The sequence below is a fragment of the Pseudomonas sp. P42 genome, assembly GCF_017973755.1.
GTDB classification, from domain to species: Bacteria; Pseudomonadota; Gammaproteobacteria; order Pseudomonadales; family Pseudomonadaceae; genus Aquipseudomonas; species Aquipseudomonas iridis.
In genome coordinates this window covers 332,958-357,694 of record NZ_JACOPU010000007.1, presented here as the reverse complement: position 1 = coordinate 357,694, position 24,737 = coordinate 332,958, and the positions used below count along the sequence as shown (strand labels likewise).

General features: G+C 59.8%; 18 protein-coding genes and 1 tRNA gene. 15 read left to right on the top strand and 4 right to left on the bottom strand.

What is annotated here, in order from left to right; genetic code table 11:
- Positions 1–12: 12 nt before the first annotated feature.
- The 6 genes from infB (at position 13) to H8B20_RS23680 (ending at position 6,968) form a co-directional block, all read left to right on the top strand.
- Positions 13–2,544 carry a translation initiation factor IF-2 gene (infB, locus tag H8B20_RS23705; protein WP_042557595.1) on the top strand — a complete coding sequence of 844 codons (2,532 nt, stop codon included), beginning with the start codon at positions 13–15 and terminating at the stop codon, positions 2,542–2,544.
- 159 nt (positions 2,545–2,703) lie between these two features.
- The gene (gene rbfA, locus H8B20_RS23700; RefSeq protein WP_042557596.1) at positions 2,704–3,105 is read left to right on the top strand and encodes a 30S ribosome-binding factor RbfA; all 402 of its coding nucleotides are present in this window, start codon (positions 2,704–2,706) and stop codon (positions 3,103–3,105) included.
- Between the two features lie 4 nt (positions 3,106–3,109).
- The gene (gene truB, locus H8B20_RS23695) at positions 3,110–4,027 is read left to right on the top strand and encodes a tRNA pseudouridine(55) synthase TruB (RefSeq protein WP_210624789.1); all 918 of its coding nucleotides are present in this window, start codon (positions 3,110–3,112) and stop codon (positions 4,025–4,027) included.
- Positions 4,028–4,169: 142 nt separating this feature from the next.
- A complete protein-coding gene (gene rpsO, locus H8B20_RS23690) occupies positions 4,170–4,439 on the top strand; it encodes a 30S ribosomal protein S15 (RefSeq protein WP_003177875.1) in 270 nt (89 codons plus the stop codon).
- 193 nt (positions 4,440–4,632) lie between these two features.
- Positions 4,633–6,738 (top strand): polyribonucleotide nucleotidyltransferase, encoded by a 2,106-nt coding sequence (gene pnp, locus H8B20_RS23685; protein WP_047299699.1) that lies wholly within the window; start codon positions 4,633–4,635, stop codon positions 6,736–6,738.
- Between the two features lie 157 nt (positions 6,739–6,895).
- Positions 6,896–6,968: transfer RNA gene (locus tag H8B20_RS23680), tRNA-Thr, on the top strand.
- Between the two features lie 9 nt (positions 6,969–6,977).
- Here H8B20_RS23680 and H8B20_RS23675 read toward each other — a convergent pair.
- On the bottom strand, positions 6,978–7,472 hold the full coding sequence (locus H8B20_RS23675) for a hypothetical protein (RefSeq protein WP_210624788.1): 495 nt from the start codon (positions 7,470–7,472) through the stop codon (positions 6,978–6,980).
- A gap of 274 nt (positions 7,473–7,746) precedes the next feature.
- Here H8B20_RS23675 and H8B20_RS23670 point away from each other — a divergent pair, with 274 nt between their 5' ends.
- Entirely contained in the window at positions 7,747–8,046 is a 300-nt protein-coding gene (locus H8B20_RS23670; RefSeq protein WP_042561953.1) for a DUF6388 family protein, read from the top strand.
- An 89-nt stretch (positions 8,047–8,135) separates the two neighbouring features.
- Here the strand turns inward: H8B20_RS23670 and nadC are convergent, their stop codons facing one another.
- Positions 8,136–8,984 (bottom strand): carboxylating nicotinate-nucleotide diphosphorylase, encoded by an 849-nt coding sequence (gene nadC / locus H8B20_RS23665; RefSeq protein ID WP_042557600.1) that lies wholly within the window; start codon positions 8,982–8,984, stop codon positions 8,136–8,138.
- A gap of 393 nt (positions 8,985–9,377) precedes the next feature.
- Here nadC and H8B20_RS23660 point away from each other — a divergent pair, with 393 nt between their 5' ends.
- From H8B20_RS23660 to H8B20_RS23645, 4 genes are all read left to right on the top strand, one after another.
- Positions 9,378–11,564: a DUF1631 domain-containing protein gene (locus H8B20_RS23660; RefSeq protein WP_210624787.1), complete on the top strand. Its 2,187-nt coding sequence runs from the start codon at positions 9,378–9,380 to the stop codon at positions 11,562–11,564.
- A gap of 64 nt (positions 11,565–11,628) precedes the next feature.
- Complete coding sequence (gene ampD / locus H8B20_RS23655; RefSeq protein WP_042557602.1) at positions 11,629–12,189, top strand: 1,6-anhydro-N-acetylmuramyl-L-alanine amidase AmpD; 561 nt, start codon at positions 11,629–11,631, stop codon at positions 12,187–12,189.
- A complete protein-coding gene (ampE, locus tag H8B20_RS23650; RefSeq protein WP_210624786.1) occupies positions 12,186–13,025 on the top strand; it encodes a regulatory signaling modulator protein AmpE in 840 nt (279 codons plus the stop codon). Before ampD ends, ampE begins: the two co-directional genes overlap by 4 nt.
- A gap of 186 nt (positions 13,026–13,211) precedes the next feature.
- Entirely contained in the window at positions 13,212–15,242 is a 2,031-nt protein-coding gene (locus H8B20_RS23645) for a methyl-accepting chemotaxis protein (RefSeq protein WP_210624785.1), read from the top strand.
- 120 nt (positions 15,243–15,362) lie between these two features.
- On the opposite strand, the gene H8B20_RS23640 is transcribed toward H8B20_RS23645, so the two are convergent.
- Positions 15,363–16,139 carry a TatD family hydrolase gene (locus H8B20_RS23640; RefSeq protein WP_210624784.1) on the bottom strand — a complete coding sequence of 259 codons (777 nt, stop codon included), beginning with the start codon at positions 16,137–16,139 and terminating at the stop codon, positions 15,363–15,365.
- A gap of 3 nt (positions 16,140–16,142) precedes the next feature.
- Positions 16,143–17,138 (bottom strand): catabolite repressor/activator, encoded by a 996-nt coding sequence (cra, locus tag H8B20_RS23635; protein WP_042557606.1) that lies wholly within the window; start codon positions 17,136–17,138, stop codon positions 16,143–16,145.
- Between the two features lie 307 nt (positions 17,139–17,445).
- On the opposite strand from cra, the gene ptsP reads away from it, so the two are divergent.
- The 4 genes from ptsP (at position 17,446) to H8B20_RS23615 (ending at position 24,706) form a co-directional block, all read left to right on the top strand.
- Positions 17,446–20,307, top strand: a complete 2,862-nt coding sequence (ptsP, locus tag H8B20_RS23630) for a phosphoenolpyruvate--protein phosphotransferase (RefSeq protein ID WP_210624783.1) — start codon at positions 17,446–17,448, stop codon at positions 20,305–20,307.
- Entirely contained in the window at positions 20,307–21,248 is a 942-nt protein-coding gene (pfkB, locus tag H8B20_RS23625; RefSeq protein WP_210624782.1) for a 1-phosphofructokinase, read from the top strand. Before ptsP ends, pfkB begins: the two co-directional genes overlap by 1 nt.
- Positions 21,249–21,259: 11 nt before the next feature.
- On the top strand, positions 21,260–22,993 hold the full coding sequence (locus H8B20_RS23620) for a PTS fructose-like transporter subunit IIB (RefSeq protein ID WP_210624781.1): 1,734 nt from the start codon (positions 21,260–21,262) through the stop codon (positions 22,991–22,993).
- A gap of 171 nt (positions 22,994–23,164) precedes the next feature.
- Complete coding sequence (locus H8B20_RS23615) at positions 23,165–24,706, top strand: alkaline phosphatase D family protein (protein WP_210624780.1); 1,542 nt, start codon at positions 23,165–23,167, stop codon at positions 24,704–24,706.
- Positions 24,707–24,737: the final 31 nt, after the last annotated feature.

The following is a 24,737-nucleotide window of genomic DNA, read 5'->3' as shown; positions in this document are numbered from 1 at the left end:
GGAGAGAAGTGCATGACGCAAGTCACGGTGAAACAACTGGCCGATGAGGTCAAAACACCGGTAGAGCGCCTGTTGCAGCAGATGCGTGAGGCAGGTCTGCCGCACACCGCCGCCGAAGAAAATGTGACTGACAGTGAGAAGCAATCTTTGCTGACTCACTTGAAAAGCAGCCACAAGGCGAAAGTGGAAGAACCACGCAAGATCACGCTGCAGCGTAAAACCACCAGCACCCTGCGTGTGGCTGGTAGCAAGAGCATCAGCGTTGAAGTTCGCAAAAAGAAAGTTTTCGTACAGCGCAGCCCGGAAGAAATCGAAGCCGAGCGCAAGCGTGAACTGGATGAGCGTCGCGCAGTAGAAAATGCTGCCCGCCAGAAGACTGAGCAAGAAGCCAAGCAGCGCGCCGAAGAAGAAGCACGCCGCAATCCTGGCTCTGCGCAAACCGCTACTAGCGCCGCCGTTGCAGCTCCTGCTGCAGTTGCTGAGCCGGTACGTGAAAGCGCGCCGGTGGTTGCCGCTGCTCCAGCGCCGTCTGCTGACGTTCGTAACAAGCAGAACGAACAGCGCCGTCCGGACAAACCACGTGCCGACGACAACAATCGTCGCAGTGGCGGTGGTGATGGCGAGCGCAAAAACGCTCCGCATCGCGCATCGGTCAAAGAGAAAGCGCCAGCACCACGTGTTGCGCCACGTACTACCGACGAAGAAAGCGATGGCTTCCGTCGTGGTGGTCGCGGCAAGGCCAAGCTGAAGAAGCGCAACGCTCACGGTTTCCAGAGCCCAACCGGCCCTGTCGTGCGTGATGTGCAGATCGGCGAGACCATCACTGTTGGCGATCTCGCCAATCAGATGTCGGTCAAGGCCGCTGAAATCATCAAGTTCATGTTCAAACTGGGCACTCCAGCGACCATCAACCAGGTGCTTGATCAGGAAACTGCTCAACTGGTAGCCGAAGAACTGGGCCACAAAGTGACCCTGGTCAGCGACACCGCCCTGGAAGATTCCCTGGCCGAGTCCCTGAAGTTTGAAGGTGAGTCGTTCTCCCGTGCGCCAGTTGTGACCGTAATGGGCCACGTTGACCACGGTAAGACGTCGCTGCTCGACTACATCCGTCGTGCCAAGGTAGCTGCTGGCGAAGCCGGCGGTATCACCCAGCACATCGGTGCGTACCACGTTGAAACCGAACGCGGCATGGTTACCTTCCTCGACACCCCTGGTCACGCCGCGTTTACCGCAATGCGTGCCCGTGGTGCCAAGGCGACCGACATCGTGATCCTGGTAGTTGCAGCGGACGACGGCGTGATGCCGCAGACCATTGAAGCTGTTCAGCACGCGGTAGCCGCTGGCGTTCCACTGGTTGTTGCAGTGAACAAGATCGACAAGCCGGGCGCTGATCTCGATCGCATCCGCAGTGAACTGTCGGTTCACGGCGTGACGTCGGAAGAGTGGGGCGGTGAAACGCCGTTCGTATCGGTTTCGGCGAAACTCGGTACTGGCGTGGACGACTTGCTTGAAGCCGTTCTGCTGCAAGCTGAAGTGCTCGAACTGAAAGCAACTCCGTCGGCTCCAGGTCGTGGTGTTGTGGTTGAATCGCGTCTCGACAAAGGTCGTGGCCCGGTTGCAACCGTTCTGGTGCAAGACGGTACCCTGCGCCAAGGCGACATGGTTCTGGTCGGTTCGAACTATGGCCGCGTGCGTGCCATGCTCGACGAGAACGGCAAGCCAATCAAGGAAGCCGGTCCTTCCATCCCTGTCGAGATTCTCGGCCTGGACGGTACCCCGGACGCTGGCGACGAGATGAGTGTGGTTGCCGACGAGAAGAAAGCCCGTGAAGTGGCTCTGTTCCGTCAAGGCAAGTTCCGCGAAGTCAAACTGGCTCGCGCTCACGCCGGCAAGCTGGAAAACATCTTCGAAAACATGGGGCAGGCAGAGAAGAAGACGCTCAACATCGTCCTCAAATCTGACGTCCGTGGTTCGTTGGAAGCTCTGCAGGGCGCTCTGAATGGCCTGGGTAACGACGAAGTGCAAGTGCGCGTAGTCGGCGGCGGTGTCGGTGGTATCACCGAGTCCGATGCCAACCTGGCACTGGCTTCGAGCGCTGTACTGTTCGGCTTCAACGTGCGTGCCGATGCTGGCGCACGGAAGATCGTCGAGCAGGAAGGTCTGGATATGCGTTACTACAACGTGATCTACGACATCATCGAAGACGTCAAGAAAGCCCTGACCGGTATGCTCGGCAGCGATGTTCGCGAGAACATTCTGGGTGTCGCCGAAGTGCGTGACGTGTTCCGTTCGCCGAAGTTTGGCGCGATCGCAGGCTGCATGGTGATCGAAGGTGTTGTGCACCGTAACCGTCCGATCCGTGTACTGCGTGAAGACATCGTTATCTTCGAAGGCGAGCTGGAATCCCTGCGCCGCTTCAAGGATGACGCTTCCGAAGTACGTGCCGGCATGGAATGCGGTATCGGCGTGAAGAGCTACAACGACGTCAAAGTCGGCGACAAGATCGAAGTCTTCGAGAAGGTTCAGGTTGCTCGCAGCCTCTAACTCGCGCACTTCAAGGGCCACGTCGGGCCGTCGCATGAAAATGCGCGGCACGGCGTCAGGACTCTAAACGCAACGCCCGGTCTGGCTTTTGTCAGGCCGGGCGTTTGCCGCTTTCAGACCTTGCGGGTTTCACCGTGGGGCAGTAACAGGTAACAAATCATGGCAAAAGAATACAGCCGTACCCAACGTATCGGCGATCAGATGCAGCGTGAGCTGGCCCAGCTGATCCGTCGTGAAGTCAAAGATCCGCGCGTCGGCCTGGTGACTATTACCGCAGTGGAAGTCAGCCGTGACGTCGGTCACGCCAAGATTTTCATCACCGTGATGGGGCAGGACAACGCAGAAGACATCGCGCAAAGCATCAAGGTACTGAATGCCGCCGCAGGTTTCCTGCGTATGCAACTGGCCCGCGAAATGAAGCTGCGCAGCGTGCCGCAATTGCACTTCCACTACGACGAATCCGTTGTCCGTGGTGCGCACCTGTCGGCGCTGATCGAGCGCGCTGTTGCTGAAGACAATCAGCACGTTGTCGTTCCAGCACCTGAAGACACCAAGGAGTAACTCGGTGGCTCAGGTCAAACGTATCCGTCGTAACGTCAGCGGTATCATCCTGCTCGACAAGCCGCTGGGGTTCACCTCAAACGCTGCGCTGCAGAAGGTTCGCTGGCTGCTCAACGCCGAGAAAGCCGGGCATACTGGCAGTCTCGACCCACTGGCCACCGGCGTACTGCCGCTGTGCTTCGGTGAGGCCACCAAGTTCTCGCAGTACCTGCTCGATTCCGACAAGGGTTATGAAACCCTGGCGCAGTTGGGCAAGACCACCACCACGGCGGATGCCGAAGGTGAGGTTTTGCAGGAGCGCCCGGTGACCGTTGGTCGCGCCGATGTCGAGGCTGCGTTGCCGAATTTTCGCGGCCAAATCAGTCAGATACCACCGATGTACTCAGCGCTCAAGCGTGATGGTCAGCCGCTGTACAAGCTGGCACGTGCAGGCGAAGTAGTGGAGCGTGAACCGCGTTCTGTTACTATTGCGCGCTTGGAATTACTGGCCTTCGAAGGCGATACTGCGCGGCTTGCGGTGGATTGCAGCAAGGGCACCTATATTCGCACCTTGGTGGAGGATATTGGTGAGCAGCTCGGTTGTGGTGCGTACGTCGCAGAATTGCGCCGTACCCAGGCCGGGCCTTTCACCCTGGCGCAGACCGTTACCCTCGAAGAGCTTGAAGCGGTACATGCCGAAGGCGGCAACGAAGCGGTTGACCGCTTCCTGATGCCATCGGACAGCGGCTTGCTGGATTGGCCGCTGCTGCACTTTTCGGAAGCGAGCTCGTTCTACTGGCTCAACGGCCAGCCGGTACGTGCCCCGGATGCTCCGAAGTTCGGCATGGTTCGGGTACAGGATCACAATGGTCGCTTCATCGGCATCGGTGAAGTGAGCGAAGACGGGCGCATCGCGCCACGTCGTTTGATTCGGTCAGAATGACCGAAACCAGCCTGTGTAACAGCAGGCTGGCGAGTGTGGCTGTTAACAGGCACGGTCACGACTCATTTATAGATACAGGGATTTGTCCCTGGCCTGTTGAAGCTGTTTCCCTGAAACAGTTTCCTGATAAAAGGATTGCCTCATGGCTCTCGACGTTCAAGAAAAAGCTCAAATCGTTGCTGACTACCAGCAAGCTGTTGGTGACACTGGTTCGCCAGAAGTGCAAGTTGCACTGCTGACCCACAACATCAACAAGCTGCAGGGTCACTTCAAGGCCAACGGTAAAGATCACCACTCCCGTCGTGGTCTGATCCGCATGGTAAACCAGCGTCGCAAGCTGCTGGACTACCTGAAAGGCAAGGATCTGGGTCGTTATCAGACTCTGATCGGTCGCCTGGGTCTGCGTCGCTAATAAGCGATTGCGCTCTGAGGTTGGTTGTTTGTCAGACGTCCGCGGTTTTCCGCGGGCTTCGGGCAGGCTCCCAGCCTCAAGTTTTATCTGGATACACGTTTTACCCTGGACAGGCGTCGGGCCGATTCCCGGCATTGCCCAAGAATTTCGCAAGAAACCAGTTCCCCAAGAGCCACAAAGAAGGTAGGACACCGTGAACCCGGTAATCAAAAAATTCCAGTTCGGTCAGTCGACCGTTACCCTCGAGACAGGCCGTATTGCCCGTCAAGCCTCCGGCGCAGTGCTGGTTACTGTTGATGACGACGTGACCGTACTGGTGACCGTTGTTGGCGCCAAGCACGCAGACCCAAGCAAAGGCTTCTTTCCTCTTTCCGTTCACTACCAGGAAAAGACTTACGCTGCCGGTAAGATCCCTGGCGGTTTCTTCAAGCGCGAAGGCCGTCCTTCCGAGAAAGAAACCCTGACTTCCCGACTGATCGACCGTCCGATCCGTCCGCTGTTCCCAGAAGGTTTCATGAACGAAGTGCAGGTTGTCTGCACCGTCGTTTCCACCAGCAAAAAGACCGATCCGGACGTCGCTGCGATGATCGGTACTTCGGCTGCCCTGGCCATCTCGGGCATCCCGTTCGACGGTCCGATCGGCGCCGCTCGCGTTGCTTTCCACGAAAGCACCGGCTACCTGCTGAACCCGACTTACGAGCAACAGAAAGCATCGAGCCTGGACATGGTCGTTGCCGGTACTTCGGAAGCCGTGTTGATGGTTGAATCGGAAGCCAAAGAGCTGACCGAAGACCAGATGCTGGGCGCTGTACTGTTTGCTCACGACGAGTTCCAGGTTGTGATCAACGCTGTTAAAGAACTGGCTGCTGAAGCTGCCAAGCCTACCTGGGCCTGGGCTCCACAAGCCGAAGCGACTGAACTGCTGGGCGCTATCCGCTCCGAGTTCGGCGCTGCGATCTCCGACGCCTACACCATCACAGTCAAGGCCGACCGTTATGCTCGCCTGGGCGAGTTGAAGGATCAGGTTGTGGCCAAGCTGTCCGGTGAAGAAGGCCAGCCTTCGTCCAGCGACGTCAAAGCTGCTTTCGGCGAAATCGAATACCGCACCGTTCGCGAAAACATCGTAAACGGCAAGCCACGTATCGACGGTCGCGACACCAAAACCGTACGTCCGCTGAACATCGAAGTCGGCGTTCTGCCGAAGACTCACGGTTCGGCTTTGTTCACCCGTGGTGAAACCCAGGCTCTGGTAGTCGCGACTCTGGGTACTGCCCGTGACGCACAACTGCTGGACACCCTGGAAGGCGAGAAAAAAGACCCGTTCATGCTGCACTACAACTTCCCTCCGTTCTCGGTGGGCGAGTGTGGTCGCATGGGTGGTGCTGGTCGTCGCGAAATCGGTCACGGCCGTCTGGCCCGTCGTTCGATTGCCGCCATGCTGCCTGCCGCTGACGTGTTCCCGTACACCATCCGTGTTGTCTCGGAAATCACCGAATCGAACGGTTCGAGCTCGATGGCTTCCGTTTGCGGTGCTTCCCTGGCATTGATGGACGCTGGTGTGCCGATGAAGGCGCCGGTTGCCGGTATCGCCATGGGTCTGGTTAAAGAAGGCGAGAAGTTCGCCATTCTTACCGATATCCTCGGTGACGAAGACCACCTGGGCGACATGGACTTCAAAGTAGCGGGTACTGCCAAAGGTGTGACCGCGCTGCAGATGGACATCAAGATCAAGGGCATCACCGAAGAGATCATGGAAATCGCTCTGGGCCAAGCCCTGGAAGCGCGCCTGAACATCCTCGGCCAGATGAACCAGATCATTGGCCAGTCGCGTAACGAGCTGTCGGAAAATGCTCCGACCATGATCGCGATGAAAATCGACACTGACAAGATCCGTGATGTTATCGGTAAAGGTGGCGCGACCATCCGTGCGATCTGCGAAGAAACCAAGGCTTCGATCGACATCGAAGACGACGGTTCGATCAAGATCTTCGGCGAAACCAAGGAAGCTGCTGAAGCTGCACGTCAGCGCGTTCTGGGCATCACCGCTGAAGCCGAGATCGGCAAGATCTACGTCGGCAAGGTTGAGCGCATCGTCGACTTCGGCGCATTCGTCAACATCCTCCCGGGCAAGGACGGTCTGGTTCACATCTCGATGCTGAGCGACGCTCGCGTTGAGAAAGTGACTGACATCCTGAAAGAAGGCCAGGAAGTGGAAGTGCTGGTACTGGACGTGGACAACCGCGGCCGTATCAAGCTGTCCATCAAAGATGTGGCAGCGGCCAAGGCTTCGGGCGTTTAATCACCCCCAAGTTTTAGCGCAATAAAAATGCCCCGCCGTGAAAACGGCGGGGCATTTTTTTGTCTGTGGAAAACCATAAAACATCGCAGCCTGCGGTGAGCCATGCAGGCGCTGCGAACTTTGCGTTTGTGAAAACCGGTGCTAGGTTTACTCCACCGCCCGTGTAGCTCAGCCGGTAGAGCAGCGCACTCGTAACGCGAAGGTCGCAGGTTCGATTCCTGTCTCGGGCACGATCCCCTTTATTTCACCTTGCGGCTCAGATCCTCGACGGTACGTTTGAGCTGGTCCATCGCTCGGTCCTGATCGTTGATCTTCTGCTTCAGGTTTGAAATCTCACCGCTGCTCGAATTGGAGCTTGAGCCACTGTTGCGCTTGAGCTCTTCAACCTGGCGGCCGAGAGTATCCAATTCACGATCCTGTTCTTTGACCTTGTTCTTCAACTCGTCGAGTTCCTTGCCGCTGGAGCTGGAACTGGAGCCGCTGCTGCGCTTGAGTTCTTCGATCTGGCGCGATTGATCGCTGACGGTGTCACGCATCTTTTTCAATTCATCGATGCTGATGTCACTTCGGATGACGACGTCTTTGCCGTAATCGTTGTGAATCAGAGGAACCTTGTCGCCATAGGACGGGCTGCTGTTGCTCAACTCAACAGCCATTGCGCTTGCCGGCAACGCCAGAGCGGCGATCAGAGCAGTCGTGGACACAACAGAAGAAACTTTCAAAAAGCTGCGCATCACTGGTTTTCCTTGTGAACAGCGGATGAGTGCCGAAGTGGCACATCGCTATGACTTGGAATCGGCATTTATGTTCCGCAGGTCAGCTTTTTGTGAGAGAGATGTAAAGAGCCGTGTAATTCCTCATGCAAACGTCCTATATTCGGTGCCTGCATGAGCATCGCCCTGCAGTTTTCAGATGATCCCGAATGGTTCCGAAGGCCGGACAATCCGCGTCAGAGAGATCCTTGATGATCCAGATCCATCTTCCATTCCTATGATCAGCGAGAACGACATGACCGAATTAACTCAAGAGCAACGCCACGAACAAGCGCTGGAAAAGTACATTCTGGACGTGCCCGATCTGAAGGAGGAGATCAAGGACTTGAGTGCCGATGATCAGAAAGATCAGATCCAGTGGGCGTTCGAAGACGAAGCTGAATCCCAGGGCTTGCAGCCGTGGGAGCTGACGCTCAAGTACACAAGCACGCCGGAGGAGTTCGAGGCCCAGCGCCTTGTTCTGCACAAGGAGGCGGCTGAAGTGCTTGGCGTCGAGTGGGAAGAGTATTGCGAGATGAACAATCTCGTCGTTTGACGAGAACTACCAGCTCCAAGCCGCAAGCGACAAGTCAAAGCGCAACAGCTTTGGCTTGCAGCTTGCACCTCTGGAGTTGCCGCTACTGTTTAAAGGCTGAGACGCATCGACAGGTCCACCGCCTTCACATCCTTGGTCATCGCGCCAATCGAGATGTAATCCACCCCGGTTTCGGCGATCGGCAGCAGCGTGTTTTCGTTGATGCCGCCGCTGGCCTCCAGTTTTGCCTTGCCGCCGTTCAGGCGCACGGCTTCGCGCATGTCGTCCAGGCTCAGTTCGTCGAGCATGATGATGTCGGCACCGGCCTCCAGCGCTTCCTTCAGCTCTTGCAGACTTTCCACTTCAATTTCCACAGGTTTGCCCGGGGCAATCTTGTGCGCGGCGGCAATGGCTTGTGCGATCCCACCGCTGGCAGCGATGTGGTTTTCCTTGATCAGAAACGCGTCGTACAGGCCGATGCGGTGGTTGTGGCAACCACCACAGGTCACGGCGTATTTCTGCGCCAGACGCAGGCCTGGCAGGGTCTTGCGGGTGTCGAGCAGCTTGACCTGAGTCTCGCCCACGAAGTCTGCCAAATATTGCGCGCGAGTCGCCACACCGGAAAGCAATTGCAGGAAGTTCAAGGCGCTGCGTTCACCGGTCAATAGCGAACGGGCCGGGCCCTCCAGATGAAACAGTGGCTGATTGGGTTTGACCCGCTCGCCATCGATTACCTGCCAATGCACCGCCACCCGTGGATCGAGCTGGCGAAACACCGCATCGACCCATGCCGTGCCGCAGATAACGGCGTCGTCGCGGGTGATGATGGTGGCTTTGGCCAGGCGTTCGGCCGGGATCAGTTGCGCGGTGATGTCGCCGCTGCCGATGTCTTCGAGCAACGCACGGCGCACGTTGGCTTCGATTTCGGCGGTCAAATCGGCGAGACGTAGATTCGGCATAACGGGCTCCACAAACAAAGTGATTCGATTATAGGGGCATGGCGCGAGCCAACCCAAGGCAAGAACTTGCGTGCCTGGCCGCAGCTGGTCGATTTCTTTGAGTAAACCCCAGTGGGGCGTGGTCAGTTGAGGGTGACTGGGCGGGCATAGGGGAAACCCTGACGCCTATGGCGCTGGGGACATCTTTTGCAAGATAATCCGCCTTGTATTTGACGTCATAGGGTTGACGTCTTTTTTTGCTGAAGGGTTGAACCCTGTGGGAGCGAGCTTGCTCGCGAATGTGGGGTATTACTCGCCCGCGATGTCACCGACGGATCGCCTTCGCGAGCAAGCTCGCTCTCACAGGGGCGGTGTCCTGACTCACCGAAAGAACCACCGTTTCAGGAGGCTTGGATGCACAACGACGGGAAAGTGGTGCCTTTGTACAAGGCGTCTGCCGATCAGGCGAATCACTCGCCGCTCGCCCGCCTGCCTGTGATTCTGCTTCAGGTTCGCGACAAGGCTGCCCAGCAACTGCGCCACGGGTTGCAGGAGCTGTTCGACAATGCCGACGACACCCTGTTCGAAATGGCTGACCGGGCACGCAACGACGTTGAGCAGAACATCTTTTTTGAAGCGATGCGCGACTTGCGCCTCAAACGCAAAAACATCGAGCGCGGCTTTCTCGAGCAGTTCTTCGAAGCCTTTGTCGGCCTCACTCAATACCAGCCCGCGCACAACACGCTGCCGCACCCGTTGCTGTTCGAAGACTGCGCGCCTCGCACCGACGACATGGAACGCACCGTCGCCGTGGAGACCATGGTCGGCCGCGTGCTCAAGCGTGATGGCTTCGCCTTGGGGCAACTGACCGCGCGCCTCAACGCATTGCTGGATAATTCCTTTGCCGATCAACACAACCCCCTCGGCCCGGCGTTGCTCTGTGAGTTCTTTTTGCAGGCCGGCCGTAATCTGGGCGTTGAGATCAAGGTCAAGCTGATCCTGCTCAAGCTGTTCGAGCGCTATGTACTGGCCGATACCGAACAGTTATATGCCGAAGCCAATCAGTTGCTCAGCGCCACCGGCGTGTTGCCCGAGCTGAAACCGGCCCCGGCGCGACGCGCGATTGATCGTGCGGCGGCCAGTATCAGTCGCGAAGAAAGCGCCGAGCCCGTAGCGGCGGACGAGAGTGTCCAGGAAGTTTTCGCTGCGTTGCAGGAGTTGCTGTTGAACGTGCGCGGCAGTGTTGCGCCGAGCCTCGAATCAGGCGCCTCTGCCCAGCCGATCAGCACGCGCGACCTGCTGCGCCTGCTCTCGCATTTGCAGCAATATGTACCGGCGCTGGCGGCGCAGGACGATTTCGACCTGCGTAACCAGCTCGAACAACTGCTGACGCGGGTCAGCGTCAGAACTGGCAAATCGCGGATCGTCGGAGGCGCTGATGAGGATGTGATCAACCTGATCGCCATGGTCTTCGACTGCATCCTCGAAGACCGCAATCTGCCCGACTCGCTCAAGGCCTTGATCGCCCGATTGCAGATTCCGATGCTCAAGGTCGCGGTACTCGACAAGAGTTTCTTCAGTCGCAGCAGCCACCCGGCGCGGCGTCTGCTCAATGAAATCGCCGATGCGGCCATGGGCTGGGGGGATTGCGACAGCGAGGCGCGCGACAGTCTGTATCTGCGCATCGAACAAGTGGTGCAGCGCCTGCTGACCGATTTTGTCGATGATCCGGCGATATTCTCCGAACTGTTGGCTGACTTCCTCGCTTTCACCAGTGATCAGCGTCGGCGCAGCGAACTCCTCGAGCAACGTCTGCGCGATGCGGAAGAGGGGCGGGCGAAAACCGAGCTGGCGCGGCGACGCGTCGAGCATGCGTTGAATCTGGCACTGTTGGGCAAAGTCTTGCCGCCGTCGGTGGTGACCTTCGTGCAGGACGCCTGGAGCAAGGTATTGCTGCTGACCTGCCTCAAACATGGCGACCAGTCCGCCGAATGGCAAGCTGATGTGCAGACCATGGAGCAACTCATCTGGAGTGTTCAGCGCCACGACGATGCTGAGGCTGGCATGCATCTGCTGGCGCTGGTGCCGGGGTTGCTCAAGTCGCTGCGCGATGGCCTGACCCGCTGCGCATTCGATCCGTTTGCCACCAGCGAATTTTTCTCTGAGCTGGAAACGCTGCATGTGCGCGTGCTCGAGCGTACCGGTGGATCTGCTCAGGCCGAAGCGCCGGCGATGATCGAGGTGTCGCAGCAGATCGTCTTGCCAATGGCGCAAGAGGGTGAAACGACGCTAGCCTCGGCACGTCTGTCCCATCACGACGTAGGCCTGCAGCAGGTGGCTCAATTGCACCTGGGCAGTTGGGTTGCGTTTCAGGAAGACGATGAAAACACCCTGCGCTGCAAGCTCGCGGCAATCATAGAAGCGACGGGCAAGTACGTGTTTGTCGACCGTACCGGCATGAAAGTGCTGGAGCGCAGTCGCATCGGCCTGGCTCTTGAGTTCCAGCGTGGTGCGGTGCGTGCGTTGGACGACACCTTGTTGTTCGATCGGGCGCTGGAGTCGGTGTTGGGCAATCTGCGGCGACTCAATCGCGCCAAGTGATCGCGCGCCGGGGGCCGATCACGGCATACTGGGCGCCAACACAGTCGGCGTTGAAGGAATCGGTATGCAGTTGGATCCCGCTAGCGGGTGGTGTCACGGGGTGCAGACTTGCCCATCGCCCAACTTCAATGAGCGCCCTGCGGGCGAAATCTCCTTGTTGGTTATCCACAACATCAGCCTGCCGCCTGCGCAGTTCGCCACCGGCAAGGTGCAGGAATTTTTCCAGAATCGTCTGGATGTCACCGAACATCCCTACTTTGCAGGGATTGCCGACTTACGGGTCTCGGCGCATTTTCTGATTGAACGTGACGGCAAGGTCACCCAGTTTGTCTCCTGTCTTGAGCGGGCGTGGCATGCCGGCGTGTCGATTTTTGAAGGGCGCGAAACCTGTAATGATTTTTCCGTGGGCATTGAGCTCGAAGGCACCGATGATCTGCCGTTCACCGATGCGCAGTATCAGGCGTTGACGGCGCTGACCCGTCAGTTGCAGACGGCATTTCCGGCTATCACCGGCGCCCGCATTTGCGGGCACAGCGACATTGCACCCGGGCGCAAGACCGATCCTGGCCCGGCATTCGACTGGGCGCGTTACCGCGCGGCCCTGGCACAAGAGGAAGGACAATGAGTTTTCTGGTGTTACTGCTGGCGCTCTGGATCGAGAAATTCTCGGCCCTGCGCCATCGGGTTCAACGCGATGGCGGATGGATTCGCGAACTGAACAAACTCGAAACCAGCGAGCGACTGGCCAAACAGCCATGGCTGGTACTGACGATTCTGGTGCTGCTGCCGGTGGCGTTGCTGGCCCTGTTGCTGGTGGTGCTGGAGCCGGTGGCGTACGGCTTGCTGGCCCTGCCGGTGCATTTGCTGGTGGTGATTTATAGCCTGGGGCGCGGCGACCTGCTCGGCGGTCTCGGGCCGTTTCGCGATGCCTGGCGGCGCGAGGATCTGCAAGCCGCGGCGCATGTGGCCAAGCGCGATCTGAATATCTGTGCCGACAGCGGCGAGCAATTGCTCGATCGGGTGCAGGAGCATTTGTTGTGGCAGGCCTATCAAAGCTTCTTCGCCGTGATCTTCTGGTATTTCCTGCTCGGTCCGGTGGCGGCATTGGCCTATCGCTTGTTGGCGCTGGCCCAGGAGCACGGTCAGAACCCGGCGCTGGTCGAACGTGCCGCGCAACTGCGCCATGCCTTTGACTGGGTGCCGGTGCGTCTGTTGGCGGCGAGTTTTGCCTTGGTCGGCAACTTCGTTGCGGTCAGCCGGGTGATGCTGCATGAGTTGCTGAACTGGAACATCAGCACTGCGCAACTGATCAACAAGGTCGGGTTGGCGGCGGGGGAGATTCCGCCGCCGACGGTCGGCCCGGAAGGCGTCAACACCCTCGATTGCCTGTGGGAATTGCTGCTGCGGGCGGCGGTGTTGTGGTATGCCGGGTTCGCCTTGTGGACGGTATTGATTCACTGACTCTCAATCCAGAGCTAAAGATCGTAGCCTTAGGCCTCCTGGGAAGGCTGCGATCTTTTCGCTGTTAACCTTAAGTTACAAAACCTCCCTTCGATTTGAGCTATACAGAGATGGCGCCCGATAGTGGCTATCTGCTGTACCCGCGCGCCTGCCAATAAAAACAAGAAAAACCAAGGGAGACTTCCAGTGAAGAGCTTGCTCTATCCCGCCGTCTCGCTGATGAATCGTCTGAGCTTCGGCATGAAGTTCAGCCTGATCAGCGTGCTGTTTCTGGTGCCGATGCTGGTGACCAATTTCTATCTGGTGCGCGATTCCTATCGTGAATTCCAAGGCACCCGGGTCGAGCTGCAAAGCCTTGATCTGCTCGGCAGCAGCCTGAGCCTGCGCCGCGATCTGGAAACCCTGAACAATCTGGTGCAGATCAACGTCACCCTCGGCCAGTCCGGCAAGGCTGGCAATGTCGAATCGCAAATCACCACTCTCGAACAAGCCGTACTGGCACGCCTGGAAGGCTTGGCGGCAATGACCGATGACCCCGAACAGATCAAGGTGTTCGACGGCAAGCGCGATGAAATGATTGCGGCGTTCAAGGCCCAGCAAGCGGAAAACTCCCTGCAAAGCAAAAGTGCGTTGATCGGCAAATTGTTGGCCAGTGCGCAGATTTTCAGCCAGATCATCACCAGTCAGGCCGGTCTGAGCCGCGACAATCAGGGCGACATCCGTCAACTCAGCGAACTCGTCACCCTGATCACGCCCACTGTGACCCAAACCCTCGGTGAAGGCCGGGCCATGGGATCGTATTCACTGGGGCAGGGTTTCCTCAACAGTTCGTCGAGCACCCGTTTTGACGAGTTGCTGGTGCAGATCGAAAAGCTCCAGGCCGAATACGCCTTGAAACTGCAGGACGCCCTCGGCTCTAGCAAAGCCGCGCACGAAACGCTCAGCGCTTCGGCTGACATTAGTAAGACCTCGTTGAAGCAGGCGAGCGAACTGTTCGAAGAACAAGTGGTGATGGCCGACACGCTCGATGCACCGTGGCAGGCGTTTTACGACCAGACTACTGCGCTCATCGACAAGACCTACCAGCTCAACGAAGCCACCCTGAAATTCCTCGACACGCAATTACAGCAGCGCCTGACGCAAAACCGCACTCACATGGTCTTGCAGGCTGTGGCGCTGTCAGTGGTGTTTGTGCTGATTTTCTATCTGTATGGCGGCTTTTACGCGTCGACCCGCACCACACTCAAACGCCTCGGCGCGATGATGGACAAGGTCGCGGCTGGCGACATGACCGTCAACTTCAAGGCCAGCAGCCGCGATGAATTAGGCGAGTTGGGCGAAGTGTTCAACGGCACGGTAAAGAAGATTCACGACTTGATTGAACGGGTCGGGCAAACCGTTGGCGAAGTTGAACGCCAGGCCGGGCAAGTGGAAAGTGTGTCGGCGCAAAGCAATCTGGCCGTTGCCGGGCAACGCTCGCAGATCGAACAAGTGGCCACGGCGATGAACCAGATGTCGGCGACATCCCTTGAGGTGGCGCGCAGCGCCGCAGCGGCGGTGAGCAGCGCCCACAGCGTGAATGACGAAACCATCAGCGGTCGTGGTCTGGTCGAGTCGCAGCAGGGCAGCATTGCTGCGTTGGCCAGCGAGATCGATCAGTCAGTGCTGGTGATCAACCAATTGGCCAGTGACAGCCAGGCGATCAGCCGCGTTCTGGAAGTGATCAAGAGTATTGCCGAGCAGACCAACCTGCTGGCGCTCAACGCGGCGATTGAAGCGGCGCGTGCGGGTGAGCAGGGACGCGGTTTTGCGGTGGTGGCGGACGAAGTGCGCACGCTGGCCAAACGCACCCAGCAATCGACCGAAGAAATTGAACAGATGATCGCCAAACTGCACGGCGGCGTGGGTGCGGCGGTCAAGGCGATGGGTGTCAGCCATCAAATGGCCAGCGGCACGGTCGGGCAGTCGGAAAAGGTTCAGCAGGCGCTGGAAAACATCCTTGGCGCCGTCGGAATGATCGTCGATCAGAACCAGCAAATCGCCGCTGCGGTGGAGCAGCAGACGGCGGTGGCCCATGACATTGACCAGAACATTGTCGAGATCAACCGGGCAGGTGAGCGCACGGCGCAAGGTGCGCACCAGACTGAAGACGCCAGCCGCGCACTGTCCGCCCAGGTCGTGGAGCTCAAACAGCTGATCAGCGCTTTTCGCGTTTGAGATGCTCGAATACCTGTGGGAGCGAGCCTGCTCGCGAATGCAATCTGTCGGCGGGATTGTTGTCGTCTGACACACCGACTTCGCGAGCAGGCTCGCTCTCACAAGGGAAAGTGTTTCCAGCTACCAGCCGAACACGGCGCAGCTATTGGCGGTGCTGGCCGCGGCAAGTTGTTGAGGGGAGATATTCATCAGGTCGGCGAGCGCTGAGCAAATCGCCGGCAAGTGCGCCGGGCTGTTGCGCACGCCGGGAAACATTGCAGGCGCCATGTCCGGTGAATCGGTTTCCAGCACAATCGAATCCAGTGGCAAATCCGCCAGGACCCGATGCATGCGCAACGCCTGTGGCCAGGTCGGGGCGCCACCGAGGCCGAGTTTGAAACCGAGTTTGATGTATTCCCGTGCTTCCTCACGGCTGCCGGCGAACGCGTGGATGATCCCGGCCCGCTTCAAACGAAAACGCTTGAGCGTGGCAATTACCGCCGCGTGACTGCGCCGCACATGGATCAGCGCCGGCAAATCGAAATCCGCCGCCAGTTGTAGCTGCGCGTCGAACAACGCCTGCTGCCGCTCGCGGTCCAGCGTTTCGATGAAGTAATCCAGGCCAATCTCGCCGACTGCACACAACTGCCGATGGTCGCGCAATCGCGTCAGCCAATCGCCGAGGGTCTGTAAATCCTCGGGGCGATGCTGATCGAGATACACCGGATGCAAACCGAACGCCGCGTACAGATCCGAATCGCTCTGCACCAGATCCCACACCCGCTGCCAGTTCCCTTCATAGACGCCCAGCACCACCATCCGCCGCACCCCAAGGGCACGGCTTTCGGCCAGCAGCGCCGAGCGATCGGCGTCGAAGTCGGGGAAGTCCAGGTGGGTGTGGCTGTCGATCAGCTCCACGGATCAGTCCCGGTGAATACGCTGCTTGAAGGTCCGCGCAATCGCTTGCACGCCAGGCTGGTATTGCGACTGCTCGACAGCGGCCAATGCCAGTTCCAGCGCCTTGTCGGCGATCAGTTGATGCTGCTGGGCCATGGCGTTGACCGGCAGCGGCAGGAAGTCGAGCAGTTGCGTGTCACCAAACGTGCCGAGGCGCAGCGGCCGTGACTTGAGCGGGAAGTCATGCAGCGCGTCGAACACCCCCTGCAACAACACGTAGGACGTGGTTACCAGCGCGTCCGGCAAATGCCCCAGACGTTGCAGGAGTTCTTCCATCAATTGCTTGCCACAGTCACGACTGAAGGACTCGGCGTGCTCGACCAGCACTTCGCCTTTGAAATCGACGAGGGCCTGTCTGAAACCGGCGGCACGTTCCTGGCTGATGCTCAGTTCCGGGCGGGCGCCGAGCAGCACGATCTGTTTAAGCTGCGGATCGAGCAGGCTCTGGGTCAGGTGCAGACTGGCCTCGCGGTCGTCGCTGATCACCGAGCAGAAATGCTCCGGCTCCATGACCCGGTCGATGGCGATGATCGGCAGCCCCTTGGCCTGCAACTGAAGATAGCTGTCATCACCGGGTGGCAGGCAACTGGCAACAATCAGCGCATCACAACGCCGCGCGCGAAACAGTTGCAGCAGTTTGCGCTCGCTGTCCGGCGCATCGTCGGAGCTGGCGATCAGCAACTGATAGCCGCGCGCCCGCGCACCTTGCTCCAGCAGCTTGGCGATCCGCGCGTAGCTGGGGTTTTCCAGATCCGGCAGGATAAAACCCAAAGTGCGGGTATGCCGGCTGCGCAGTCCCGCGGCTTGTGGGTTGGGCGTAAAGCCGTGCAGATCGACCACCGCACGTACTCGCTCGACGGTCGCGGTGCTAATGCGTTGCTGTTCGGCCTTGCCGTTGATGACGTAGCTCGCGGTGGTCACGGACACTCCGGCCAACCGCGCGATATCACTGAGTTTCAACTCGGGATTTCCTTGTTATTTCGAGCATGCCGCGAGATTTTCGCCAATCCTACCCGATAAGGGCAGACGACTTATTGCCTACGCGCATCCGACAAGTTGGACTTCAAGGATGGGACATTATCGAGTAACGTGCCGATCAATCTAGATTAAACGTTTCAGCAAGCGTATTTTCTACGTTTTAGACGCCTTTGGCCGGTTCTGCCGTAAAACCGCCAAAATTGCCCCTGAAAAGGATGGCCGACAGCGCCTAAGCTGCAAACAATTCAAAACAATACCTGGCGCCATAAATCGCCAAAAAGGAGATTGCATGCTCGAGCTCACTATAGAGCAGATATCCATGGGCCAATCGGCTGTGGATAAACCCGCTGCTCTGCAATTGCTGGCCAGTCATCTGGTGGCCGATGGTCTGGTCGCTGACGGATACCTCGCAGGATTGCAGGCGCGTGAGGCCCAGGGCTCGACCTTTCTCGGTCAAGGTATTGCCATTCCCCACGGCACTCCTGAAACCCGCGAGCTGGTGTTTACCACCGGCGTGCGGCTGATGCAGTTCCCCGAGGGTGTCGATTGGGGCGATGGCCAGATCGTTTATCTGGCCATCGGCATTGCCGCCAAATCCGACGAACACTTGCGCCTGCTGCAACTGCTCACCCGTGCACTCGGCGAGACCGATCTGGGCCAGGCCCTGCGTCGCGCCAGTTCGCCTGAAGCGCTGCTCAAACTGCTGCAAGGCGCACCGCAGGAACTGGCGCTCGACGCGCAAATGATCGGCCTCGGCGTTTCCGCTGACGATTTTGAAGAACTGGTCTGGCGTGGTGCGCGTCTGCTGCGCCAGGCAGATTGCGTGAGCAACGGTTTCGCCGCGGTATTGCAGCAAGTCGAAGCGCTGCCATTGGGCGATGGCCTGTGGTGGCTGCACAGCGAGCAAACCGTGAAGCGTCCGGGCCTGGCGTTTGTCACCCCGGATAAACCGATGCGTTACCTCGGTCAGCCACTGAGCGGTCTGTTCTGTCTGGCCAGTCTCGGCGAGGCGCATCAGGCTCTGTTGGAACGCCTGTGTGCGTTGCTCATCGAAGGTCGCGGCCATGAATTGGGGCGGGCCACCAGCAGCCGTAAAGTCCTTGAAGTGCTCGGCGGTGAGTTGCCGGTCGACTGGCCGAGCGCCCGTATCGCGCTGGCCAATGCCCACGGTTTGCACGCGCGGCCGGCGAAGATCCTCGCGCAACTGGCGAAGAGTTTTGACGGTGAGATTCGCGTGCGCATCGTCGACGGTGACGACAGCGCCGTGTCGGTTAAAAGCCTCAGCAAACTGCTCAGCCTCGGCGCCCGTCGCGGTCAGGTGCTGGAACTGATCGCCGAACCGAGCATCGCCGCCGATGCCTTGCCTGCGCTGCTCGCCGCCATCGAGGAAGGCCTCGGTGAAGAAGTCGAGCCGCTGCCCGCCGTGAGCCAGCAGCGTGAAGTATTCGCCGACATCGCCGAAGTGCTGATCGCCCCGGCGTCCGGCACTCAGTTGCACGCGATCCCCGCCGCACCGGGTATCGCCATCGGCCCGGCGCATATTCAAGTGCAGCAAACCATCGAATACCCGTTGCGTGGCGAATCCGCCGCCGTCGAGCGCGAGCGTCTCAAGCAAGCGCTCAGCGACGTGCGCAACGACATTCAAGGTTTGATCGAACGCAGCAAAGCCAAAGCGATCCGCGAGATTTTCATCACCCACCAGGAAATGCTCGACGACCCGGAACTCACCGACGAAGTCGACACGCGCCTCAAGCAAGGTGAAAGCGCCGAAGCGGCGTGGATGGCGGTGATCGAAGCGGCCGCCAAACAACAGGAATCGTTGCAGGACGCCTTGCTCGCCGAACGTGCGGCGGATTTGCGTGACATCGGTCGTCGCGTACTGGCGCAGCTGTGCGGCGTGCAGACGCCAAGCGAGCCTGAGCAGCCGTACATTCTGGTGATGGACGAGGTTGGCCCCTCCGACGTCGCGCGGCTTGATCCGGCGCGCGTGGCAGGGATTCTCACCGCGCGCGGCGGCGCGACCGCACACAGCGCAATCGTCGCCCGTGCCCTCGGCATTCCGGCGCTGGTCGGCGCTGGCGCGGCAGTGCTGTTGCTGGCGCCGGGCACGCCGTTGCTGCTCGACGGACAACGCGGTCGTCTGCATGTCGACGCCGATGCGGCAACGTTGCAACGCGCCGTCGAAGAACGCGACACCCGCGAGCAACGCCTTAAAGCCGCTGCCGAACAACGCCATCAACCGGCGCACACCACCGATGGTCACGCCGTGGAAGTGTTCGCCAACATTGGCGAAAGCGCTGGCGTGATCAGCGCGGTGGAGCAGGGCGCCGAAGGCATTGGTTTGCTGCGCACCGAACTGATTTTCATGGCGCACCCGCAAGCGCCGGACGAAGCCACGCAGGAAGCCGAATATCGCCGCGTCCTCGATGGCCTCGCCGGGCGGCCGCTGGTGGTGCGCACGCTGGATGTTGGCGGCGACAAGCCGCTGCCTTACTGGCCGATCGCCAAGGAAGAAAACCCGTTCCTCGGTGTACGCGGGATTCGCCTGACGTTGCAGCGTCCGCAGATCATGGAAGCGCAATTGCGCGCCTTGTTGCGGGCCGCGGATAACCGGCCGCTGCGGATCATGTTCCCGATGGTGGGTAGCGTCGACGAATGGCGTCAGGCCCGCGACATGACCGAGCGCTTGCGCCTGGAAATCCCGGTGGCTGATCTGCAACTGGGGATCATGATCGAAGTGCCATCCGCTGCATTGCTCGCACCGGTATTGGCCAAAGAAGTCGACTTCTTCAGCGTCGGCACCAACGACCTGACGCAATACACCCTGGCCATCGACCGCGGTCACCCGACGCTGTCGGCACAGGCGGACGGCTTGCACCCGGCGGTGCTGCAACTGATCGACATCACCGTGCGTGCGGCTCATGCCCATGGCAAATGGGTTGGCGTGTGCGGCGAATTGGCGGCCGATCCGCTGGCGGTGCCGGTGCTGGTCGGCCTCGGTGTGGATGAACTGAGTGTGTCCGGGCGCAGCGTTGCCGAGGTCAAGGCGCGCATCCGCGAACTTAGCCTGACCCAGGCGCAAACCGTTGCCCAACAAGCCCTCAGCGTGGGCAGCGCCAACGAAGTGCGCGCATTAGTGGAGGCCCTGTAATGGCCAAGATTCTCACCCTGACCCTCAACCCGGCGCTGGACCTCACGGTCGAGCTGTCGGTGCTGACGGCCGGTCAGGTCAACCGCAGCGACGAAATGCACACCCATGCTGCTGGCAAAGGCGTGAACGTTGCCCAAGTGCTGGCCGACCTCGGCCATCAACTGACCGTCAGCGGCTTTCTGGGTGAAGACAACCTGCAAGCATTCGAAACGCTGTTCGCCAAACGCGGTTTTGTTGACGCATTCATTCGCGTACCGGGCGAGACGCGCAGCAACATCAAAATCGCTGAGCGCGACGGGCGCATCACCGACATCAACGGCCCGGGGCCGATAGTTGATGCGGCGGCGCAACAGGCGTTGCTCGATCGTCTGGTGCAGATTGCACCGGGGCACGATGCGGTGGTGGTCGCTGGCAGTCTGCCGCGTGGTGTGACTGCGCAGTGGTTGCGTGAACTGATCGAACGGCTGAATCAACTCGGTCTGAAAGTCGCCCTCGACACCAGCGGCGAAGCGTTGCGCGCTGCGTTGCAGGCCAGGCCGTGGCTGATCAAGCCGAACACCGAGGAGCTGGCCGATGCACTCGGTTGCGAAGTGGTTTCCCGCGCGGCCGAGGTCCAAGCGGCGGCGCATCTGCATGCTCAGGGCATCGACCATGTGGTGATCTCCCACGGCGCCGACGGAGTGAACTGGTTCAGCGTCGGCTCGGCGCTGCATGCCTCGCCGCCCAAGGTCAGCGTCGCCAGCACGGTCGGTGCCGGTGACTCGCTGCTGGCGGGCATGCTTCACGGTTTGCTCAGTGCCGACACGCCTGAACAAACCCTGCGCACGGCCACGGCGATTGCTGCGCTGGCGGTCACGCAGATCGGTTTCGGCATCAACGACGCCGCGCAACTGGCGCAGCTCGAACAGGGCGTGCGCGTGCGCCCCCTGACAGAACAATAAGAGGGTTTGTCATGAAGTTAGCCATTGTTACGGCCTGCCCGAACGGCATGGTCACCAGTGTGCTGTGCGCCCGTTTGCTCGATGCAGCGGCCCAGCGTCAGGGCTGGAGCACCAGCGTCGAAGTGGTCGACGCTGCGCACCCCGAACGTGAATTGTCGGCAGCCACCATCGCGGCGGCGGAGTGGGTGTTGCTGGTCGCTACCGGCAACGTCGACATGACACGTTTTGTCGGCAAACGGGTCTTCCAGATTGCACCTGCGCAAGCCCTGCAGGATGTCGAAGCGGTACTGCGACGTGGCGCCGAAGAGGCGCAAATCCATGTGGCTGCCGAAGCTGTTCCCGCGGCTGTTGCGGCCCGTGCACCGCGCATCGTCGCCATCACCGCGTGCCCGACCGGCGTTGCCCACACCTTCATGGCGGCCGAAGCGTTGCAGCAAACGGCCAAGCGTCTGGGCTATGACTTGCAGGTCGAAACCCAAGGCTCGGTCGGCGCGAAAACACCGTTGAGCGCCACGGCAATTGCCGAGGCAGATGTGGTACTGCTGGCGGCGGATATCGAAGTCGCCACCGAGCGTTTCGCCGGCAAGAAAATCTACCGCTGCGGCACCGGAGTTGCCCTCAAAAAATCGGAAGACACGCTGAAAAAAGCGCTGGCGGAAGGCGTGCAGGAAAGCGCTGCCGGTGACGGCAAGGCACCGGCAAAATCCGAGAAAACCGGGGTCTATAAACATCTGCTGACCGGTGTGTCGTTCATGCTGCCGATGGTGGTGGCGGGCGGTTTGATGATCGCGTTGTCATTCGTGTTCGGCATCACCGCGTTCAAGGAAGAAGGCACGCTGGCGGCAGCGCTGATGCAGATCGGCGGTGAAACCGCGTTCAAGTTGATGGTGCCGCTGCTGGCCGGGTACATCGCCTATTCGATTGCCGACCGTCCGGGCCTGGCGCCGGGGATGATCGGCGGTTTACTGGCGAGCACCCTGGGCGCCGGGTTTATCGGCGGGATCGTCGCCGGATTCATTGCCGGTTACGCGGCGAAGGCGATCAGTCGTTATGTCGCGTTGCCGCAAAGCCTTGAAGCACTGAAGCCGATTCTGATCATCCCGTTGTTCGCCAGCCTGTTCACCGGGCTGGTGATGATTTACGTGGTCGGCAAACCGGTGGCGGACATGCTGGCGGCGCTCACGCATTTCCTCGACAGCATGGGCACCACCAACGCGATTCTGCTCGGTGTATTGCTCGGCGGCATGATGTGCGTCGACCTCGGCGGGCCGATCAACAAAGCGGCTTACGCGTTCTCGGTGGGGCTGTTGGCGTCGCAGAGTTATGCCCCGATGGCCGCGACCATGGCGGCGGGGATGGTGCCGCCGATTGGTCTGGGTATTGCGACGTTTATTGCCCGACGCAAATTCGCTCAGACCGAACGCGAGGCCGGTAAAGCGGCGTTCGTGCTGGGGCTGTGCTTTATTTCCGAAGGGGCGATTCCGTTTGCCGCGAAAGACCCGCTGCGGGTGATCCCTGCGAGCATTGCCGGCGGTGCATTGACCGGCGCGCTGTCGATGTACTTCGGCTGCAAGCTGATGGCGCCGCACGGTGGGTTGTTTGTGTTGGCGATTCCGAATGCGATCAACCACGCGTTGCTGTATCTGCTGGCGATTGTTGCGGGGAGTTTGTTGACTGCCGTTGTGTATGCGACGGTCAAACGCCCGGAAGCGGTGGAGTTGGCAATGGAGCCCGCCAAGGCCTGACACCGCACTAAAACTGTGGGAGCGAGCCTGCTCGCGAATGCAATCTGCCAGCGACATGTATGTTGACTGGCACACCGCTTTCGCGAGCAGGCTCGCTCCCACAATGGTTAGTGGTGTCATGGCGAGTTCATATAGGCGTGCTTAAGTTTTCCTTTTTTCAGGGAGAACAGCATGAGCGATTTCAATGTGGGTCGCCGGCGTGTCATGCAAGTCGTTGGCGCCGGACTGCTGATGCCGGGGCTGGCACCGGCGGTGATCGCATCGGTCAAGGATCGGCCACAACTCACCGATGGCGTGCAGTCCGGCGACCTGCAAGGCGACCGCGCGATGATCTGGAGCCGCAGCGACCGCCCGGCCCGGATGGTGGTCGAATGGGACACCCGCAGCCAGTTTCGCAATCCACGGCGTATCGTCTCGGCGCTGGCGGATGCCCGCAGCGACTTCACCGCCCGCGTCGAACTCACCGGATTACCCGCCGATCAGGCGATTTTCTATCGCGTGTATTTCAAGGACGCCCGCAGCGGCGTCGCCAGCGAACCGTGGCTCGGCCACTTGCGCAGCGCACCCTCGGCGCGGCGTGATATTCGTTTCGTCTGGAGCGGCGACACCGTCGGCCAGGGCTTCGGCATCAATCCGGACATCGGCGGCATGCGCATCTACGAAGCCATGCGTCTGCGTTTGCCGGACTTCTTCATCCACAGCGGCGACACCATCTACGCCGACGGCCCGGTACCGGCGCAACTGACCACTGAAAACGGCCGGGTGTGGCGCAACATCACCACCGAAGCCAAGAGCAAAGTCGCCCAGACCCTCGACGACTATCGCGGTAATTATCGCTACAACCTGATGGACGAAAACATTCGCCGCTTCAACGCCGAGGTGCCGCAGATCTGGCAGTGGGATGACCATGAAGTGGTCAACAACTGGTCGCCCGGCAAGCAGCTCGACGAGCGCTATCAGGAAAAAGACATCCACACCCTGGTCGGCCGCGCGCGCAAGGCTTGGCTGGAATATTCGCCGATGCGCTTGCAGGCGGCTGACGCGGGCGGGCGAATTTATCGCAAGCTCAAGTACGGGCCGATGCTGGATGTTTTCGTACTCGACATGCGCAGTTATCGCGAGGCCAACGACGACAACCTCGGCGCAGCAAAACCGTTCCTGGGGCGTGAGCAACTGGATTGGCTCAAGCGCGGGTTGAAGGCCTCGAAAGCGCAGTGGAAGGTCATCGCGGCAGACATGCCGATTGGCCTGGGCGTGCCTGACGGCGAGGTGAGTCCGGGTGTTGCGCGCTGGGAGGCCGTGGCCAACGGCGACCCGGGACCGGCACAGGGACGTGAACTGGAGATCGCTGAATTGCTCGGTTTTCTGCGGGCGCAGCAGGTGCGCAATTTCGTCTTCCTCACGGCAGATGTGCACTACTGCGCGGCGCATCACTATCACCCGGATCGCGCGGCGTTTCAGGATTTCGAGCCGTTCTGGGAGTTTGTCGCGGGGCCGTTGAATGCCGGAAGTTTCGGGCCTAATCCGCTGGATAAGACCTTTGGGCCTGAGGTGGTTTTCGAGAAGGCACCGACGGCGCAGAACATGTCACCGTTTGCCGGATTTCAGTTTTTTGGCGAGGTGAATATTGAGGGGCAGAGTGGGGAGATGAGCGTGGTGTTGCGGGATTTGAATGGGGGCAGTGTGTTCGAGAAAAAACTGCAGCCAGTCTGAAACCCCCTGTAGGAGCTGCCGCAGGCTGCGA

What these genes read in the sequence shown, in the direction of transcription:
- ptsP (WP_210624783.1), top strand. Translation starts at nt 17,446, where the DNA reads ATGCTCGAGCTCACTATAGAGCAGATATCCATGGGCCAATCGGCTGTG.
- H8B20_RS23670 (WP_042561953.1), top strand. Translation starts at nt 7,747, where the DNA reads ATGACCGAATTAACTCAAGAGCAACGCCACGAACAAGCGCTGGAAAAG.
- H8B20_RS23620 (WP_210624781.1), top strand. Translation starts at nt 21,260, where the DNA reads ATGAAGTTAGCCATTGTTACGGCCTGCCCGAACGGCATGGTCACCAGT.
- rpsO (WP_003177875.1), top strand. Translation starts at nt 4,170, where the DNA reads ATGGCTCTCGACGTTCAAGAAAAAGCTCAAATCGTTGCTGACTACCAG.
- H8B20_RS23675 (WP_210624788.1), bottom strand. Translation starts at nt 7,472, where the DNA reads ATGCGCAGCTTTTTGAAAGTTTCTTCTGTTGTGTCCACGACTGCTCTG.
- pfkB (WP_210624782.1), top strand. Translation starts at nt 20,307, where the DNA reads ATGGCCAAGATTCTCACCCTGACCCTCAACCCGGCGCTGGACCTCACG.
- infB (WP_042557595.1), top strand. Translation starts at nt 13, where the DNA reads ATGACGCAAGTCACGGTGAAACAACTGGCCGATGAGGTCAAAACACCG.
- rbfA (WP_042557596.1), top strand. Translation starts at nt 2,704, where the DNA reads ATGGCAAAAGAATACAGCCGTACCCAACGTATCGGCGATCAGATGCAG.
- nadC (WP_042557600.1), bottom strand. Translation starts at nt 8,984, where the DNA reads ATGCCGAATCTACGTCTCGCCGATTTGACCGCCGAAATCGAAGCCAAC.
- ampE (WP_210624786.1), top strand. Translation starts at nt 12,186, where the DNA reads ATGAGTTTTCTGGTGTTACTGCTGGCGCTCTGGATCGAGAAATTCTCG.
- H8B20_RS23660 (WP_210624787.1), top strand. Translation starts at nt 9,378, where the DNA reads ATGCACAACGACGGGAAAGTGGTGCCTTTGTACAAGGCGTCTGCCGAT.
- H8B20_RS23615 (WP_210624780.1), top strand. Translation starts at nt 23,165, where the DNA reads ATGAGCGATTTCAATGTGGGTCGCCGGCGTGTCATGCAAGTCGTTGGC.
- ampD (WP_042557602.1), top strand. Translation starts at nt 11,629, where the DNA reads ATGCAGTTGGATCCCGCTAGCGGGTGGTGTCACGGGGTGCAGACTTGC.